General features: G+C 42.1%; 16 protein-coding genes, 1 other RNA gene and 1 pseudogene. 16 read left to right on the top strand and 2 right to left on the bottom strand.

Annotation, left to right across the window (positions count from 1 at the left end):
• From PSH41_RS20145 to PSH41_RS18335, 5 genes and pseudogenes are all read left to right on the top strand, one after another.
• Window positions 1-103 (top strand): annotated as a pseudogene (locus tag PSH41_RS20145) (IS982 family transposase); the annotation flags it as partial.
• A gap of 238 nt (window positions 104-341) precedes the next feature.
• Complete coding sequence (locus tag PSH41_RS18320; protein WP_273589857.1) at window positions 342-974, top strand: putative quinol monooxygenase; 633 nt, start codon at window positions 342-344, stop codon at window positions 972-974.
• Between the two features lie 222 nt (window positions 975-1,196).
• On the top strand, window positions 1,197-2,612 hold the full coding sequence (locus tag PSH41_RS18325) for a TolC family protein (RefSeq protein ID WP_273589856.1): 1,416 nt from the start codon (window positions 1,197-1,199) through the stop codon (window positions 2,610-2,612).
• A complete protein-coding gene (locus PSH41_RS18330; protein ID WP_096042230.1) occupies window positions 2,602-3,918 on the top strand; it encodes an efflux RND transporter periplasmic adaptor subunit in 1,317 nt (438 codons plus the stop codon). Before PSH41_RS18325 ends, PSH41_RS18330 begins: the two co-directional genes overlap by 11 nt.
• Window positions 3,915-6,998 (top strand): efflux RND transporter permease subunit, encoded by a 3,084-nt coding sequence (locus PSH41_RS18335; RefSeq protein ID WP_004589597.1) that lies wholly within the window; start codon window positions 3,915-3,917, stop codon window positions 6,996-6,998. Before PSH41_RS18330 ends, PSH41_RS18335 begins: the two co-directional genes overlap by 4 nt.
• Before the next feature lie 141 nt (window positions 6,999-7,139).
• Here PSH41_RS18335 and ssrS read toward each other — a convergent pair.
• Window positions 7,140-7,323, bottom strand: a non-coding RNA gene (gene ssrS, locus PSH41_RS18340) — 6S RNA.
• A 193-nt stretch (window positions 7,324-7,516) separates the two neighbouring features.
• On the opposite strand from ssrS, the gene PSH41_RS18345 reads away from it, so the two are divergent.
• Genes PSH41_RS18345 through PSH41_RS18360 form a run of 4 tightly spaced genes read left to right on the top strand, consistent with a single transcriptional unit; the run spans window position 7,517 to window position 11,785 of the window.
• The gene (locus tag PSH41_RS18345) at window positions 7,517-8,071 is read left to right on the top strand and encodes a UPF0149 family protein (RefSeq protein WP_004589599.1); all 555 of its coding nucleotides are present in this window, start codon (window positions 7,517-7,519) and stop codon (window positions 8,069-8,071) included.
• 25 nt (window positions 8,072-8,096) lie between these two features.
• Window positions 8,097-9,419, top strand: coding sequence for a Xaa-Pro aminopeptidase (gene pepP / locus PSH41_RS18350; protein ID WP_273589855.1), 1,323 nt, complete (start codon window positions 8,097-8,099; stop codon window positions 9,417-9,419).
• Window positions 9,420-9,434: 15 nt separating this feature from the next.
• Window positions 9,435-10,622: a 2-octaprenyl-6-methoxyphenyl hydroxylase gene (gene ubiH / locus PSH41_RS18355; protein ID WP_273589854.1), complete on the top strand. Its 1,188-nt coding sequence runs from the start codon at window positions 9,435-9,437 to the stop codon at window positions 10,620-10,622.
• On the top strand, window positions 10,619-11,785 hold the full coding sequence (locus PSH41_RS18360) for an FAD-dependent monooxygenase (RefSeq protein ID WP_054983835.1): 1,167 nt from the start codon (window positions 10,619-10,621) through the stop codon (window positions 11,783-11,785). The genes ubiH and PSH41_RS18360 overlap by 4 nt, the downstream gene beginning before the upstream one ends.
• A 296-nt stretch (window positions 11,786-12,081) precedes the next feature.
• On the opposite strand, the gene PSH41_RS18365 is transcribed toward PSH41_RS18360, so the two are convergent.
• On the bottom strand, window positions 12,082-13,281 hold the full coding sequence (locus PSH41_RS18365) for an alpha/beta hydrolase-fold protein (RefSeq protein ID WP_273589853.1): 1,200 nt from the start codon (window positions 13,279-13,281) through the stop codon (window positions 12,082-12,084).
• Window positions 13,282-13,743: 462 nt separating this feature from the next.
• On the opposite strand from PSH41_RS18365, the gene rpsF reads away from it, so the two are divergent.
• The 7 genes from rpsF (at window position 13,744) to PSH41_RS18400 (ending at window position 17,350) form a co-directional block, all read left to right on the top strand.
• Window positions 13,744-14,085: a 30S ribosomal protein S6 gene (rpsF, locus tag PSH41_RS18370; protein WP_004588455.1), complete on the top strand. Its 342-nt coding sequence runs from the start codon at window positions 13,744-13,746 to the stop codon at window positions 14,083-14,085.
• Window positions 14,086-14,128: 43 nt separating this feature from the next.
• Entirely contained in the window at window positions 14,129-14,446 is a 318-nt protein-coding gene (gene priB / locus PSH41_RS18375) for a primosomal replication protein N (RefSeq protein ID WP_004588456.1), read from the top strand.
• A gap of 12 nt (window positions 14,447-14,458) precedes the next feature.
• Window positions 14,459-14,686 carry a 30S ribosomal protein S18 gene (rpsR, locus tag PSH41_RS18380; protein WP_002962753.1) on the top strand — a complete coding sequence of 76 codons (228 nt, stop codon included), beginning with the start codon at window positions 14,459-14,461 and terminating at the stop codon, window positions 14,684-14,686.
• Window positions 14,687-14,721: 35 nt separating this feature from the next.
• Window positions 14,722-15,174 carry a 50S ribosomal protein L9 gene (gene rplI, locus PSH41_RS18385; RefSeq protein WP_004588457.1) on the top strand — a complete coding sequence of 151 codons (453 nt, stop codon included), beginning with the start codon at window positions 14,722-14,724 and terminating at the stop codon, window positions 15,172-15,174.
• Between the two features lie 210 nt (window positions 15,175-15,384).
• Window positions 15,385-15,933: an RNA polymerase sigma factor gene (locus PSH41_RS18390; protein WP_004588458.1), complete on the top strand. Its 549-nt coding sequence runs from the start codon at window positions 15,385-15,387 to the stop codon at window positions 15,931-15,933.
• Window positions 15,926-16,402: a hypothetical protein gene (locus tag PSH41_RS18395; protein ID WP_273589852.1), complete on the top strand. Its 477-nt coding sequence runs from the start codon at window positions 15,926-15,928 to the stop codon at window positions 16,400-16,402. Before PSH41_RS18390 ends, PSH41_RS18395 begins: the two co-directional genes overlap by 8 nt.
• A 9-nt stretch (window positions 16,403-16,411) precedes the next feature.
• Window positions 16,412-17,350, top strand: coding sequence for a DUF4097 family beta strand repeat-containing protein (locus PSH41_RS18400; RefSeq protein WP_273589851.1), 939 nt, complete (start codon window positions 16,412-16,414; stop codon window positions 17,348-17,350).
• Window positions 17,351-17,397: the final 47 nt, after the last annotated feature.

Genomic DNA, 17,397 nt, shown 5'->3' on the forward strand with positions numbered 1-17,397 from the left:
AAGGCACCGCAGCTGCATCTCATTTATGGTTAATTTAATGGCTGGATTAATTGCCTATACTTTTCAGACTAAAAAGCCGAGTATAAAAGTGACTCGACTTTAATTCTTATGCAGATCTGAGGTTAATAAAGTGCAGGGTACCTTTAGCCCTAATAACGCCAATCCGCAATAATACTTAATCATTTTGCGGGGCTAAACGTGTCACTACCGGCGTTAAAAGTTCCTATTTAGAACAACTAAATAGCGGCTTTTTTGCCTAGCTATCAGCACGTTTTTCAAGCCTCAAAATAGATCACTTAATTAAGCGTATTGGTATAAGTAATTTAAAGCTGGAGCTAATTATGATCACGCAAATTGTTAAGTTTGATATTAAAGATGAGCACATCGCACAATTTAAAGCGCTACTAGAAGAAGACAAGCAAGGCGCTAAAGCCGAAACAGGTCTTATAGAGATGCGTTTATATCAGGATAAAAACGAGCCAGGCGTCTTTTTTGCTTATGAGCGTTTTGAAGATCAAAATGCAGTTGATTACCATGGCGCACAAGATTACACACAAACGTTATTAAATGCGCTGCCTGAAATCAGCCAATCGGCGCCACAGGTCATGTTATTAGAAAATACAGTGCCAGCTCCGCTGCATGAGCGTAATACAAAAGTTGTTAACCCTGAAGATGATATATGTATTGTGTTTTTTATTTTTAAGATTAAGCCAAGTTTTAAAAATAAAGTCATTGAGCGTTTCGAAACTCATGTAACGCAAACGCGCAGCCAGGAGCCTGGTAACTTAGTGTTTGATTTATATAGTATTGAAAATAACGACGATACATTAGTTGTTTATGAACATTGGCGCAGTGAATCTGCGTTGTGGGATATTCACTTTAAGCAGCCGTACGCAGTAAAAACAAGCGAATTATTAGCGCAAGCAGTTGTTGGCGATATGCAGCAATATATGAGCTTCGTTAAAGAAATTTAAAGGCTTGTGTTTAACAATATTACTTATCCCGTTTAGCAAATAGTGTATTACACGCTATTTGCTTTTTTGTATAAATACCCTCCAAATTACCTGCCGGTTTTTATAATAACTGACTATTATGTTAATTCATCGCAACGTATGTAATGTTATGTAAAGTAAGTTGAGCAAAATTTGCCAAAGTGCTTGAATTACATTCATAAATGGCAGTAATTTAGGTTAACTATGATTTGGCAAACTAAGCCAACTTTATTGGCTCTTAGCTTGGTATTGTTGAGCGGTTGTGCAGGTACGCTAAACCCTCAGCAGCGCGAGCAAGCACCCAGCGACATTGCAGCGACATGGCAACATGGTTTAGCACAAAAGACACTTGCAGTAGATCAGCAATGGCTGCAAACCTTAGAAAATCCTTACATTGAAAACCTTGTTAATAAAGCACTTAATAATAATCAGGCTTTGCTGCAAAGTGCCTACGATGTACAAATACAAAAGCAGCAATTAATAATTTCAGGCTCTGCGCTTTGGCCCGATCTTGATTTATCTGCGCAAACTAGGCGCAGTAAAGACAATAGACCTGTAAGTTATGATAATGCCAGCTCTGTCACGCTAGAGCTAAGCTATGAAGTAGATGTGTGGGGTAAGTTATCTGATGCTAAACGCCAAGCAAACCTAAACTACTTAGCGCAACAAGCTAGTTTTGAGCAAGCTAAGCAGCAATTGGTGGCTGATGTTGTCACCGGCTGGTTTGATTTAGTAACCGCCCAGCAGTTACTCGATTTATATAAACGTCGAGAAGAAAACGCACAGCAAAACTTAGATATTATTGAATCGGGCTACCGCCAAGGTATTAATGAAGCACTCGATGTATATTTAGCCCGTAATGAGCTTAATAACGAGCGTACGCGTATTGCTAATCAACAAGCCACGCTTGTAAGCGCGTCGCGTTCTTTAGAGCGCTTATTAGGCGGCTACCCCAAAGGCGATATATCAGCAGAGGTTGAACTGCCAGTTTTTCTTTCGCCAATTAATACCGGTATTCCCTCTGAGCTAATTACACGCAAGCCTCAATTGCGCGCAAGCTGGTACCAGCTATTAGTAAGCGATGCAGGCCTAGCCTATGCACATAAACAGCGTTTCCCTAGTTTAAACTTATCAGCAAGCGTGAGTGATAGCACCGATAGAGTGAGCGATTTATTCTCGCCATCAAGCTTAGCGTGGTCTTTATTAGGCAGTATTTCTGCGCCAATATTTAATGGTGGCCAGCTAAAAGCAAATGAAGAAATTGCACGCTTAAATGCACAAAAACAAGAACAAGCATATTTAGATACCTTGTACGATGCATTCAGCGATGTTGAAAACGCAATTACTCAGCAGCAATCCTTGCAAGCCAGTTATAAAAGCACGCTAGAGGCGCAAGAAAACGCCCTTGCAGCAGAGCAACTGTCGTTTGAGCAGTACCAAAGCGGCTTAGTAACTTACACTACTGTGCTTGATGCCCAGTCGCGCTCTTTTGATGCGCAAAGCTCACTCATTGAAACAAAAAACCAGCTAATTGCTAACCGAATAAACCTATACGTTGCCCTTGGCGGCGATTTTAACGCCCCAACAAGCGAACCTAAGAGCAATAACGATGAAAACTAAATCAGCAAAACTTTTAATCCCAGCCGTAGTGGTGGTGGCCACCATTTTAATTGTTATGTTTATTAAGGGTAATCCACCTGAAGCAAAACGTTTTGGCTCACCTCCTAAAGCCACGGTGAGCGTATCGGTAAAAAAGATTGAGCCACAAGATTACTTAATTTTTATCGATAGCTATGGCACGGTAAAGCCGCGTACTCAAAGTTTGTTAGTTGCTCAAGCATCTGGGCAAATTAATAAAGTAAGTGATGATTTTAGAGAGGGCGGTTTTTTTGAAAAAGGCGATGTACTGCTACAGCTAGACGATAGAGATCATCAGGCTGAGGTTAAATCGGCGCAAGCAGCATTACTTACTGCAGAGCAAAGTTTGTTAGAAGAAAAAGCCCGCGGCCAACAAGCAATTACTGATTGGAAGCGTTTAGGCGGCTCATCTCAAGCGAACAGCTTAGTACTTCGCGAGCCCCAACTAGCGGCTGCACAAGCACAAGTACTTTCAGCACAAGCCGCACTTGAAAAAGCACAGCTTGATTTAGAGCGTACCCAAATTACAGCGCCTTACGCTGGGCGTGTGCTTAGTCGTAATGTAGACCTTGGCCAAGTGGTAAGCGAAAACACAGAACTTGCAACTATTTATGCCATAGACAGCGTTGAAGTGCGCTTACCAATTAAAAATAAAGACCTTTCGTATATTAGTTTGCCAGAGCAATACAGAGATGGCAGTAAAAACCAAGCCGGCTCACTCGTTAAGTTTAAATCTGACTTAGTGGGCGAGCAAACATGGCAAGGGCAAATAATACGTACTGAAGGCGCTATCGATGAAGGTGCACAGCAATTGTATATTGTTGCGCAAATAAATGACCCTTACAAAGCCACGGCTAATAACCAATACCCAATTAAAATTGGGCAATACATCACTGCGCAAATTAGCGGTAAAACAGTGCCTGATGCGTTAATAATCCCTAATAGTACTATTTATCAAGGCAGCTACGTGTATGTGGTTGAAGAGGGGCTGCTAAAGCGTAAAAACATTACGCTTGCATGGCAAAATGCTACACAAGCTATGGTAAAAACAGGCCTTAATGCAGGCGATAAGTTAGTAATTACACCGCTTGGGCAAGTAAGTTCAGGCACAGCAGTAAGCATTTTAGGCGAAACCGATACGCAAAATATGCGAGCAAAAGGCCCAAATGGCGCAGGCAAAGGTAAGCGTCCATCGCGTGAGCAGCTAGAAAAAAAAGCGCAAGAAATGGGAATTAGTGTTGAAGAGCTAATACAAAAACGCCGCGCTGCACAAGGAGATAAGCCATGATTGCTTGGTTTACAAAAAACCATGTAGCAGCCAATTTATTGCTTATTACGTTACTGCTATCGGGTTTATTTAGTTTATCGAGTCAAATACCGCTTGAGGTGTTTCCATCGTTTGAAACAGATCGCATAAGTGTAAGCGTTACTTTGCGCGGCTCAACCCCTGAGGATGTAGAGCAAGGGGTTACCATTCGAATAGAAGAAGCCGTTCAAGATTTAGAAGGTATAGAGCAAATTTCTAGCCGCTCATCAGAGGGCTCTGCGTCGGTGACCATAGAAGTAGAAAGTGGCTACGACCCGCGCGAGTTATTAGCCGATATAAAAAGCCGTGTAGATGCTATAAACACTTTTCCGGCCGATGCTGAAAAGCCTATTGTGGCGCTTGCCGAACGAAAACGCGAAGTAATAGCTGTTACCGTAGCGAGCGATTACGGTGAAAAAGAAACCTTAGAATACGCCGAGCAAGTACGCGACGATATTTTACGCCTTCCGAATGTAACGCAGGTTGAGCTAAGTGGTGTACGCGATTACGAGCTCGCCATAGAAGTAAGCCAAGATACACTACGCCAATACAACTTAACCCTTGCGCAAATATCTACCGCTGTGGCTAAGTCGAGCTCTGATATTTCGGCTGGTAATTTAAAAACAGAAGGGGGCGATGTACTTATAAGCTCAAAAGGGCAAGCTTACCGAAAAGATGAATTTGCAAACATTGTAGTTAAAAATCAGAGCGACGGTACAGTAATACGCTTAGGTGATATAGCAAACATTAATGATGACTTTGAAGAGACCCCAGTACGTACACGCTTTAATGGTAAACAAGCCGCCTTTATAGATGTATACCGCATAGGGCCGCAAAGTGCGATAGATGTCGCAGATGATGTAAAAAACTACATAGAGTCCAAGCAAAGCTCGTTACCACAAGGTTTTGAATTAAGTTACTGGGATGACGACTCTCAAGTTGTAAAAAGCCGTATTGCTACGCTAACCAGCAGCGCCCTTCAAGGGGGCATTTTGGTACTGGCTTTGCTAACTCTATTTTTACGCCCAGCCATCGCATTTTGGGTGTTTATTGGTATTCCTGTTTCGTTTATGGGCGCATTTATTGCGATGCCTATCTTTGGTGTAACCCTTAATATTATGAGCTTATTTGGCTTTATTTTAGTACTGGGTATTGTGGTGGATGACGCCATAGTAACGGGGGAGAACGTTTATACTCATTTAAAAACCGCAGAGTCGGGCGAACAAGCTGCCATTTTAGGCACGCAAGAAGTTGCAACACCAGTTACCTTTGGGGTACTAACAACCGTAGCGGCCTTTTTACCTTTAGCGTTTATTGAAGGCGCACGGGGCGCCTTGTTTGCACAAATTCCGGTGGTGGTTATTCCGGTATTACTGTTCTCGTTAATTGAGTCTAAGTTTGTGCTGCCAGCACATTTAAAGTACATAAAACTACGTAATCAAAAAACAAAATCATCAAAGCTTGAAGTACTTCAGCAGCGTTTTGCAGACGGATTTGAAAGCGCTATTTTAAAATACTATCAGCCTATTTTAGCTAAAGCATTGCGCTATAAATTAGCGACGGTGAGTTTGTTTGTTGGTGTGTTTTTTATAATTTTAACTTTAATAACCAGTGGTTGGACTAAGTTTGTATTTTTTCCGCGTATCCCAAGCGAAACCGTACGAGTAACATTAACCTTGCCAACAGGCACGCCGTTTGAAGTTACCAATAAGTATGTAATGGATATGTCGCAAAAAGCGCAGTTATTGCAAGACAAATACCGCGATGAAGATACCGGCGAAAGCGTTATATTAAATATTTTAGCCTCAACCGGTGGCCGTGGCGGCGTGTCTAACTCAGGCAGTGTGCGCTTTGAAATAACCCCTGCAGAGAGCCGCGACTCAGACATTGGCTCACGCGAGCTGGTAAGTGAGTGGCGAGATTTAATAGGGATTATTCCTGGCGCCGAAAGCGTAACCTTTAGGGCCGAAATAGGACGCAGCTCAGACCCTATAGATGTGCAGCTAAGTGGTACATCGCTCGATACGTTACAAAAAATTGCCGAAAGCGTTAAAGCGCGCTTAAGTACTTACCCAACCGTATTTGATATTGCCGATAGCATGTCTGATGGTAAAGAAGAGTTGCAAATAGAGCTTACCGAGCAAGGCTTTGCTTTGGGATTAAACCGAGTTGATGTAGCAAACCAAGTACGTAACTCGTTTTTTGGCTCGCAGGTGCAGCGTATTCAACGCGGGCGTGACGATGTACGTGTTATGGTACGCCTACCTATTGAAGAGCGCCGCTCTGTAGCCGACTTACAAAATATACTTATTACTACGCCCACGGGCGGCTCGGTGCCACTTTCGCATGTAGCCACATTAATTGCAGGGCAAAGCCCATCTACGATTAACCGAATAGACCGCTACCGCACACTTAACGTGACTGCCGACATAGAAAAAAGCAATACCAACATGACCGCGCTGCAAGCCGACCTAACTGAGTATTTAGATGAATTAATGCAGCAATACCCAGGTGTTGATTACAAGCTAGAAGGTGAAGCTAAAGAGCAAAGAGAGTCGTTTGGCTCGCTTGCTTGGGCATTGTTATTTGTATTTTTTATTATTTACTCACTATTAGCGATACCGCTTAAATCGTACATGCAGCCAATTATTGTAATGAGCGTTATTCCGTTTGGCATGATAGGCGCTGTAATAGGGCACTGGGTTATGGGGATGGAGTTAACCATTATGAGCTTACTTGGTATGTTGGCACTTATTGGTGTGGTGGTTAACGACTCACTTGTGTTGGTCGACTTTATTAATAAAAAACGCAGTGAAGGCGGCAAAATTATTGATGCGGTTAAACTTGCAGGGGCTGCACGTTTTCGCCCAGTAATGCTAACAAGTTTAACCACCTTTATTGGTTTAATGCCGCTACTATTTGAAAAGGCTACACAAGCACAGTTTTTAATTCCAATGGCAGTAAGCCTTGGCTTTGGTATTGTGTTTGCTACGTTTATTACGCTTATATTAGTGCCAGTAAACTATATGCTGATGGAGCGTTTTCAAAGCTGGTTTAGATAAATAACGAAATGTGTTCTAGGACTAAGCTGTGGTTGATTAATATCAATTGCAGCTTTTTTTTGCTAAAAATTTATAAAGGTAATAAAGGGTATTTAAAAACAGGGGTGTAGCAAAAAATGCAAAAACAGAAAAATAAGAAAAGTGTTCCCCAAGTGTGCGGTGTCCGGCGTCAGTCCTGAAACCAGAAGGTTTCAGGGCGGAAAGCTGCGGTCTACCGTAGGCTTCTCGGTACATGCCGAGCTTGCACAATAGTAGACGAACAGAAATCCTGGTATAAAATTTATCGGCTCAGGGACTTAACCAAACTCCGGCACCCCAGGGAACAAGTTCAGTATATAAGACATAATCCATTCCTTAAACCCCAAACGTAAAAAATTGAACCGTTCGAGCAGTTTTTGCCCGCTGGTAACTCGCTATTTACTTATCATGCTACTTTTTGAGCAGGATCATACAATTAATTGGAGTTGCTTTTTATCGAGTGGTAGCATTGCCTTAACTAGCAAAGCGAAGATATAAACATGAGCGACTTACCAGATTACCAAAAAGCCCAGCTGCTTTTAGAAAAAAACGAAATTTTTGTCTCACCGGCAGAAGCGCACGGCGTAATTAGCGGATTACTAGCGTGTGGTTTAAGTATTGATGACAAAGAATACTTAGGCTTATTAAGCGATGTATTTAATGATGGCCAAGCGTTTAGCAACGACCTAAAGCAGTTTTTCGGCACCATTTATAAGCAAGTGGTAGCAAGTTTTAACGATGAAGCTTTTGCGTTCGATTTATTTTTACCAAGCGATGATGAAACACTCATCGATCAAGCCAATGGCCTCGTATCATGGGTTGCAGGGTTTATGCTTGGATTTGGTTTAAAGCAAAAAGATTACGGTAAGTTATCGGCAGATGTAAAAGAAGTTATTAGCGATTTTAGCGAAATTACACGCCTAGATACCATGTTTGACGAAACCGAAGAAGACAGCCAAGCCCTGCATGAAGTGATTGAATATGTACGTGTATCGGCATTGCTTTGTTTTGCCGAGCTTGGCAAAGAAAAAGCACCTAAAAAAACACTACATTAATCTAAATAAAACGGGTTGTTAAAGCATGGTTGAAATACAAAAGTCAGAATTTAAAGCACGCCGTGAGCGTTTACTTGCGAAAATGGATGCAAACAGTGTGGCCATTATTCCTGCGGCCAGTGAAGTAACTCGTAGCCGCGATACGGAATATGCATTTAGACAAGACAGCGACTTTTTTTACTTAACCGGCTTTAACGAACCCGATGCCGTTTTAGTGCTATGCAATAACAGCGATACGCCAAGTACGTTATTTTGTCTTGATAAAGATAAACTGGCCGAAATTTGGCACGGCCGCAGAATTGGCTTCGAAAAAGCTAAAAATGAGTACTTATTCGACGAAACTTACGCATTAAGTGAGCTAACTGAACAATTATTAGATTTGGTTAACGGTCAGCAGATTTTATTTTATGCACAAGGCGCTTACCCAAGTTTTGATACCAAAGTATTTACCTTGTTAAACACACTTCGTAGCGCGCCTAAAAAAGGCTATCAGGCACCGAGTACTATAAAAGATGTGCGTGCTCTTATTCACGAAATGCGCTTGTTTAAATCGCCAAGCGAAGTAAACATTATGCGTGAAGGCTGCGAAATAAGTGCCCGTGGGCATATGCGTGCAATGCGTTATTCGCACCCTGGTGCTACAGAGTTTCAGCTAGAGGCAGAGCTGCATCATCATTATGCAATGAACGGAGCGCCGCATCCTGCGTACGGCACCATTGTTGGTAGTGGCGATAACGCTAATATTTTGCACTACACGCAAAATAGCAATGTGCTAAAAGATGGCGACCTAGTATTAATTGACTCAGGGTGTGAGTTACAAGGTTACGCGGCTGATATTACGCGTACCTTTCCTGTAAATGGCAAGTTTAGCGAACCTCAAGCCGCGCTTTATAACATTGTACTTAAAGCGCAAAAAGTGGCTTTTGAAGAAGTTAAACCCGGCGGGTTTATGTCGCATGCGAATAAACGTGCAATGGAAGTAATGACTCAAGGTTTACTTGATTTAGGTATTTTAACCGGCGACTTTGATGAGTTAATGGCAAAAGGTGCCTGTAAAGAATATTACATGCACGGCCTTGGCCACTGGTTAGGCCTTGATGTTCACGATGTAGGCGATTACAAACAAAACAACGTTGAGCGCGCATTTGAGCCAGGCATGGTTTTAACCATAGAGCCTGGGCTTTACATTAGTGAAGATTCAAACGCACCGCAGCAATATAAAGGCATTGGTATTCGTATCGAAGATAATTTACTTATTACTGAGTCAGGGCATGAAAACCTCACCCTGAGTGTGCCTAAAACCATAAACGATATAGAAGCACTTATGCAAAGTGCAAAAAGCGCATAAGCTTGGAGAAATAAAGTGTCTAAGCAGTTTGATGTCGTTGTTATTGGGGGCGGGCTTGCAGGGGCAAGTTGTGCGCTAAGCATTGCTAAAACAAACCCTTCACTCACTATTGCGGTAGTAGAGGCAAACCAAGTAACGGGCGATTACCACCCAAGTTTTGACGACAGAAGTATTGCCCTTGCACAGCAGTCGGTTGAGTATTTACAGCAGTTAAATTTATTTGAGCCACGTGCGCCATACACAGCAGCAATAAAAAAAGTAAGCGTGTCGGATCGTGGTCACTTTGGTAAAGCACATATTAGTTGCGACGAGTTTGCTAAACCGTCATTAGGTTACGTGGTTGAGGTAAACCCGTTTGGCCGCGCACTGTATCAGCGTTTAACGCAAGCGAGTATTGCACTTTATTGCCCCGATAGCGTAAGCGCTATTAAGCAAAGCCTAAACAGTAATGAGGTTACTTTACAAAGCGGCGAGCAACTTAATACTAAGCTACTGGTTATTGCCGATGGTGCGCAATCTCCAACCCGTAACTTACAGGGTTTAGGCTTTAATACTCAGCCCTATGAACAAGGCGCTATTATAGCCAATGTTGAAGTAGCAGGCGGGCATAACAACCATGCGTATGAGCGCTTTACCGAGCACGGCCCTATGGCACTTTTACCAATGAGCAATAGCCGTTATTCGTTAGTGTGGTGCATGAAGCAACAGCACGTTGATCAGCATACAGTCTTAAACGAAAATGATTTTTTAAACGCGCTGCAAAGTGCATTTGGTTATCGGGCAGGGCAATTTACAAAAGTGGGCACACGCACAAGCTACCCGCTAGTATATGGCCAAGCTGAATCATTAACAGCGCATCGTACGGTAGTCATTGGTAACGCTGCTCATGCTATTCACCCCATTGCAGGGCAGGGCTTTAATTTAGGCCTGCGTGATGTACAAGTACTTAGTAATTTAATTGCAACAAGTAAAAACGAGTTAGGCAGTTATGCGTTTACCCGTGAGTATTCACAAAAGCGTAGCAGCGATATAAATACCGTAATGAGTTTAACCGACGCACTGGTTAGGCTTTTTTCAAACTCGTCACGGGTATTAGCGCTTGGGCGCAGCATTGGGCTTTTCTCAATGGATTTATTTCCCGCATTAAAAGCACCGTTGGCCAAGCAGCTAATGGGGCAAGTTAAACAAGGTACACGTTTATGAAGCAAGCACAGGTTTGTATAGTGGGTGGTGGCTGCGTAGGCTTAACACTCGCGTTAGGACTCGCTAAAGCCAATGTAAGTGTTGTGGTGCTAGACGCCGCGCCAAAGCAATTACCGCCAAGTGATGAATATGCCTTGCGCGTAAGTGCGCTGAGTATTGCAAGCCAAAACCTGTTTGAGCAATTAAACGTATGGCCACACATAATGGCAGAACGAGCGTGTGCATATACGCATATGGACGTACGCGATGCCGACAGCTTTGGTAAAATAACCTTTAATAACGAGCAACTTGAGCTTGAACACTTAGGCCATATAGTTGAAAACGATATTATTCGTTTTGCACTTATAAAAGAGCTAGAGCAACACCCCACTGCCACACTGATGTTTGATACTGAGTATCAACAAATACACCAAAGTGAGTCCGACGTATTTATAACCCTTAAAAGCGGCGAGCCTATTATTGCTAAGCTGCTGGTGGCGGCCGATGGCGCAAATTCGGCTATTCGTAAACAATTTAATATGGCGCTAAGCTTTAAAGATTACGACCATCATGCATTGGTTGCTACGGTTAAAACCAAAGAGCCACACGCAAACACCGCACGCCAAGTGTTTTTACCAACTGGACCATTAGCATTTTTACCACTTAGCGATGACAACACCCATTCTATTGTGTGGTCTACCAGCCCTAACCATTGCGATGAATTGTTAGCAATGGACGACACTACTTTTAATAAAGCTGTAATGGCAGCCATAGATGGCCAATGCGGGCTGTGTGAAGTGCAAAGTAAACGCGCAGCATTTCCACTTAAAATGCGCTACGCCCAGCAATGGGTAAGCGGCAAAGTGGTATTAATGGGCGATGCAGCGCACACCATTCACCCACTTGCAGGGCTTGGTATGAACCTAGGCCTAAAAGACGCCGCGTATTTAATTGAGCTACTGACAAGTGATAGTAAAGAGTTTGCGAGCACCCGCACACTTCGCGATTACGAGCGCACCCGCAAGCTCGACGCGCAAAAGCACATAGCCATGATGCAAGGGCTTAAAGAGTTATTTGAAGGAGCCAACCCGGTTAAAAAGCTGATACGTGGAGTCGGGCTGTCACTCGTTGATAACCTAGGCCCAATAAAACACCTGTTCGCCAAAGAAGCGATAGGCAAATAACGTAGGTTGGGAAGAGCGAAGCGAAACCCAACGTATAAAGTAAAGTAGTTAGTTTTTAGCTATCAGCTGTTAACTTCCAGCAAAGAAAAACCGATGTTTAGTTTAAACATCGGTTTTTTGTTTTTAAGTGGCTTTAAACAGATTAAAAGCTGCGCTTTTCACGCGAGCAAGCTCAGCGTCTACATGCAAAGTTTAACACTGAGCTTAATTTTACCTGTAGGCGTTTAGCTTGCTGACGCGACGAGCGTAGCGCGTAATTACTATCGTTAGTTAAAAAGCGCTTTGCGTTAAATCAGTTACAAATTGGCTTGGGCTTCATTTACCATATCTTGTAGTGCATCAATTAACAGTGGGTCGCGCGAATTTTGTTTAGCAAGTTTTAGTGCGTGTTTCATACTAGCAACAGCTTCTTTAAACTGTTTGTCAGCCGTGTACCCTTGCGATAACCGCATGTGGGAGTAAGCAGCATTAGGGTAATCACGAGTAAAGTGTTTAAGTGTAGTTATCGCTTTTTTAGTGTTATCAAACTTTTGCTGCCTGTGGGCAAACTCTACGTACACATCTTGTGGAATTTTAAGCTCAAATCCGTACTTATCGCTCAGTGCTTGGTAGTAACCTGTGATAAGTGATACATCGGCAAATTTTCCGTGCTCGTCAGTCACTTTAAAAATTAGGTCACTAAATAAGTGAATTAGGCTATCGCTAAGGGCTGGCAGTATAGTGCCCATATGAGTAAATGTAGGGTAATGCTTATATTCCCATTTTAGCTGTGTGGGCATTTGTTGCTCTAAATTTACTAACGTATTTAATGCGCCTGTATAAAAACGTGCGCCTTCACTCGCTACACTAATAAATAACTCTTGAGTACCTTTAGGGTTTTTAGTGTATTTAATAATATTATTTTTTAACTCTTCATCACTCCACCAACTATTTGGGCTTATAGCTATGTAGTTGTTAAATAATTCAGGCTGATTAACTAAAGTGTAAAGCGCTAATGTACCAGCATTAGAGTGACCAATTAAGGTGCTGTAGCCGTTAGTTGAGTAATTGCTGTTTATATAGGGCATGAGCTCGTCAGACACAAACTTTAAAAAATTGCCGGTTTGCCCAGCATCGGGCCATTTATTTTTTACAAAGGTTTGAAACTCAGTTTTAGGCTCACCTTCTACTTTAGGTAAGTAATCACGCACGCGGTTAGTTGTATCAATACCAACAAGCATGGCATTAGGTATTTGCTCGTAATCAACTAAGGATTTTATAACACCTGACGCCGTATGAAAGTGCTCAATACCATCTAGTAAATAAATAACATAAAGCGGCTGATCGTCTTTTACATTGTCAGGTATGAAAATTCTGATAGGCCTGTCTTCGTTAAGTATTTTTGATTGTAAAATGACTTTTTTACCAACGGTTATGTCGGTTGTAGCAGTGTCTGCGTGGCATAAAAAAGAGGTACTAAAAGTAAGTGCAAATACAAATGATAGTAAGAGCTTCATAAATATCCTTATTAAATAATGTGTTGCTTAATAATTGCACGGCTTTAGGTTTGAGTAAATGTTTATATTTTAGGCGCAAATGGAGGGGGTAAGTAATTAAAAGCTGCGCTTTTTACGCAAGCAAGCTTTGCGTCAACAAACCCAACGCATTTATCGTAATTCTGCTTGTTGTTATAAAGCGAATGCATATTAATATCAGCCTGATAGCTGATAGCTGATAGCTGATAGCTGATAGCTGATAGCTGATAGCTGATAGCTGATAGCTGATAGCTGATAGCTGATAGCTGATAGCTGATAGCTGATAGCTTTAACACTTATCTATCAAAGCTTAAAAAACCTGCTTGCTTAATTATCCATCTAAGCGTAAAATGCGCGCTAATTTCGGCTTTTACACTATTAATTCCTTGCCTTAAACCGACCGGCCGAAACGGTAGAAGGCTCTATTAACCGTAAGGAATATCCATGCGTCATTACGAAATCGTATTCATGGTTCACCCTGATCAGAGTGAGCAAGTATCTGGTATGATCGAACGTTATACTGGTTCTATCACTGAAGCTGGTGGTACTATCCACCGTCTTGAAGACTGGGGCCGTCGTCAACTGGCTTACCCAATCAACAAGCTTCACAAAGCTCATTATGTTCTTATGAACGTTGAAGCACCTACTGAAGTAATCAGCGAGCTAGAAACTACTTTCCGCTACAACGATGCAGTGCTTCGTAACTTAGTTATGCGTACTAAAAATGCAGTAACTGAAGCGTCTCCTCTTGCAAGAGAAGAGAAGAAAGAAGCACCAGCTGCTTAATTGTTTTGAGTCCTAGCATGGCACGTAGTCAGCAGTTAGTGTAATGGTTAGCCCATATATGAATCAGCTGGTTATATCGGGGGTTGTTTGTAAAACACCCAAGTTTAGCCAAAGCCCTGCAGGCATACCGCATTGTATTTTTGTTGTAGAACATAAATCGATGCAAACCGAAGCAGATCTTAACCGTAATAGTTACGTTAGGCTTCAGGTTGTTGCCAGTGGTAAGCAAATGCAACAACAGACTCAACATTTGCACGTTGGGCAGGCATTGCAAGTGAGTGGTTTTTTAAATCGCCACGAAGGTCGTAACGGCCTTAGCCAATTGGTTTTGCATGCTCAGCATATAGAAAGAATTATTTGAGGAATTAATCTCATGGCACGTTATTTCAGACGTCGTAAGTTCTGCCGCTTTAAAGCGGAAGGCGTACAACAAATCGATTACAAAGATCTAGCTACTCTTAGAAACTATGTTACAGAAAGTGGCAAAATCGTACCTAGCCGTATTACAGGTACTAGCGCTAAATACCAGCGCCAGCTAGCAACTGCTATTAAGCGTGCTCGCTACTTAGCCCTTCTTCCATACACTGACTTACATAAGTAAGCAGCGGATTAACAGTTTTTAAAAGGTGTAGAAACATGCAAGTTATTCTACTAGATAAGATCGCTAACCTAGGTGGCCTAGGTGACCAGGTTGTTGTTAAATCTGGCTTCGCACGTAACTTCCTTTTCCCGCAAGGTAAGGCAGTTCCTGCAACTAAAGCAAACATTGAAACGTTTGATGCTCGTCGCGCAGACTTAGAAGCGAAAATCGCTGAACAGTTAACTGCAGCACAAGCACGCGCTGACAAACTAGAAGCATTAGCAGAAGTTACTTTAGTATCTAAAGCTGGTGACGAAGGTAAGCTATTCGGTTCAATCGGTACTCGTGACATCGCTGACGCTATCTCAGCTGTTGGTGTTGAAGTTGCTAAATCAGAAGTTCGTTTACCTCACGGTACTATCCGTGAAACTGGCGAATTCGACGTTGCAATCGCAGTACACTCAGACGTAACAGCTACTATTAAAGTAATCGTTATTGCTGAAGCTTAATTTTTAATTAAGCCCAAAAAGCCGTGCTTTTAGCGCGGCTTTTTTGTATCTAAAATTCCTCTTTAATACCCATCTAATAGCTCTATATAAAATTATTTAACTATTTTTATTATTAGTTTAAACCTTTCTTGTCTGTCTTTGCGTCTTAGTAATCAATACACTCATTAATACACGTTTTTAAATAAAAATAATTAAAAGGCGACATCACGGATGTTACACACAAAACCCGAGCACACGCCCCTATGCGACCTTGCACTCATTGAGCGTGTTAAAGCGGGGGATCAAAATGCTTATAAAGCATTATATGAGCTGCATATAAAGCGTGTTTACGGTTTATGTTTGCGCTTATTGGCCGATGAAGCGCACGCTGAAGATGCCGCCCAAGAGGTGTTTGTGCAGGTGTGGCATAAAATAGCGCAGTTTGACGGGCGCTCACAATTTTCTACTTGGCTATATAGCGTAGCAAGCAACATTGCGATTAGTTATGTACGCAAGCACAAAAGCTGGTTAAACAAAGTTGTGAGCATAGAACAAAGCGGTATGGATGAGCAAAGCGCGCAAAGTTGTAAAGGATTAAATGGGTTAGATAAATTAATTGTTCGCCTACCAGAGCGCGCCCGCATGGTGTTTGTTTTATATGCCATTGAAGGCTACCGCCACGAAGAAATAGCCCAGCAATTGGGAATGGCAGTGGGGTCGAGTAAGTCGCAATATCATCGTGCAAGGCAGTTATTACAAGAGTGGTACGAGTATGAGTAAACAAAGTTTTGATGACTACTTAAACGAGTCTTTAAACAATTTAAATAAAGACATAGCGCCCAATAAAGCACTTTGGCAGGGCATTGAGCACGCCATAGTTACAGCTAAGCCACCTGCTGTTAAAGCGCCATTATGGCCTAAATTGAGCGCTATTGCTGCGTGCAGTGCAGCGGCGTTATTAGCAATAAATATATTTATGAGCAATAACGAGCCAAGCCAAGTGGCTGCTATGAGCGATTATTTTAAAGCGCAAAAGCAAAGTTTATTAGTGCAGTACAAAAACCAGGATGCACTTACCAATAACTGGCAAGCACAGTTACAAGAGCTTGAAGAAGCAGAGCAAGCAATTAAACAGGCACTTGAAAACGAGCCACAAAATCAGGCATTACTGACCATGTTGGCGCAAGTTTACCAGCAACAACTCGACTTAATTAACAAGGTGCATGCACCGCGTTGGCAGCAAATATAGGGGAATAACATGAAAGCAATTTTACTTGGGCTAAGCCTATTACCACTGAGCGTTTTAGCGGGCGAAAAAATAGATAAGCAAATAGAGGTGCCAAGCGGCGGCACTATTTTTATTGAAAACCAACGTGGCGATGTAAACATAACCGGCTGGGATAAAAACGAATTTAAAGTCTCAGGCGAGCTTGATGACAAGGCCGAAGGATTTGAGCTTAAAACGACAGGCGATAAAACCGAATTTATAGTAAAAATGCCACGCAATTTGGGGTGGGGTAACAATGGAGATGGCTCTAACTTAACGGTATTTATGCCAAAAAGCAGTCGCTTAGAATTTGCTGGCGTAAATGTGTCAGTGACTGCAAAAACACTTAAAAAAGGCGCTGAGGTTGATGTTGTTAATGGTGAAATTACGGTAGATGACATTAGCGGCACTGTTAAATTAAGCACCGTAAATGGCGATGTAAACGCACAGAACTTAAACGGCAATATTCAATTTGAAACCGTAAACGGTGAAATTAACGATAGGCAATCAAGTGGCGAGCTGCGTTTTAGTGCCGTAAATGGCGATATTAAATCAAGCACAACCGCAAACGACGTACGATTAGAAAACGTAAATGGCGATATCGATTTTACATTATCGAGCATAAAAAGCTTACGTATTAATACTGTAAACGGCGAAGCTGAAATACACATCAGTGAGTTGCTAAAAGGGGCTGATGTTCGCTATGAGTCGGTAAGTGGTGATGCTGATTTTTACTTCCCGCAAAGCGTGTCGGCTCAGTTTGAGATTAAAGCGCACGCCAACGGTAAAATTATTAATAAAGTTACCAGCGATAAAGTTACTAAAGCTAAATATGGCCCTTCTAGTGATTTAGAGTTTAGTGCCAATGGTGGCAACGCAAGTGTTGAAATGGATACTATAAGCGGGCGAATTGAGCTGCGAACTAAATAACGCTAATGATTACAAAAAGCAGGAAAAGATTTCCTGCTTTGCTATTT

It is taken from the genome of Pseudoalteromonas sp. CST2, assembly GCF_028599385.1.
GTDB classification, from domain to species: Bacteria; Pseudomonadota; Gammaproteobacteria; order Enterobacterales; family Alteromonadaceae; genus Pseudoalteromonas; species Pseudoalteromonas atlantica.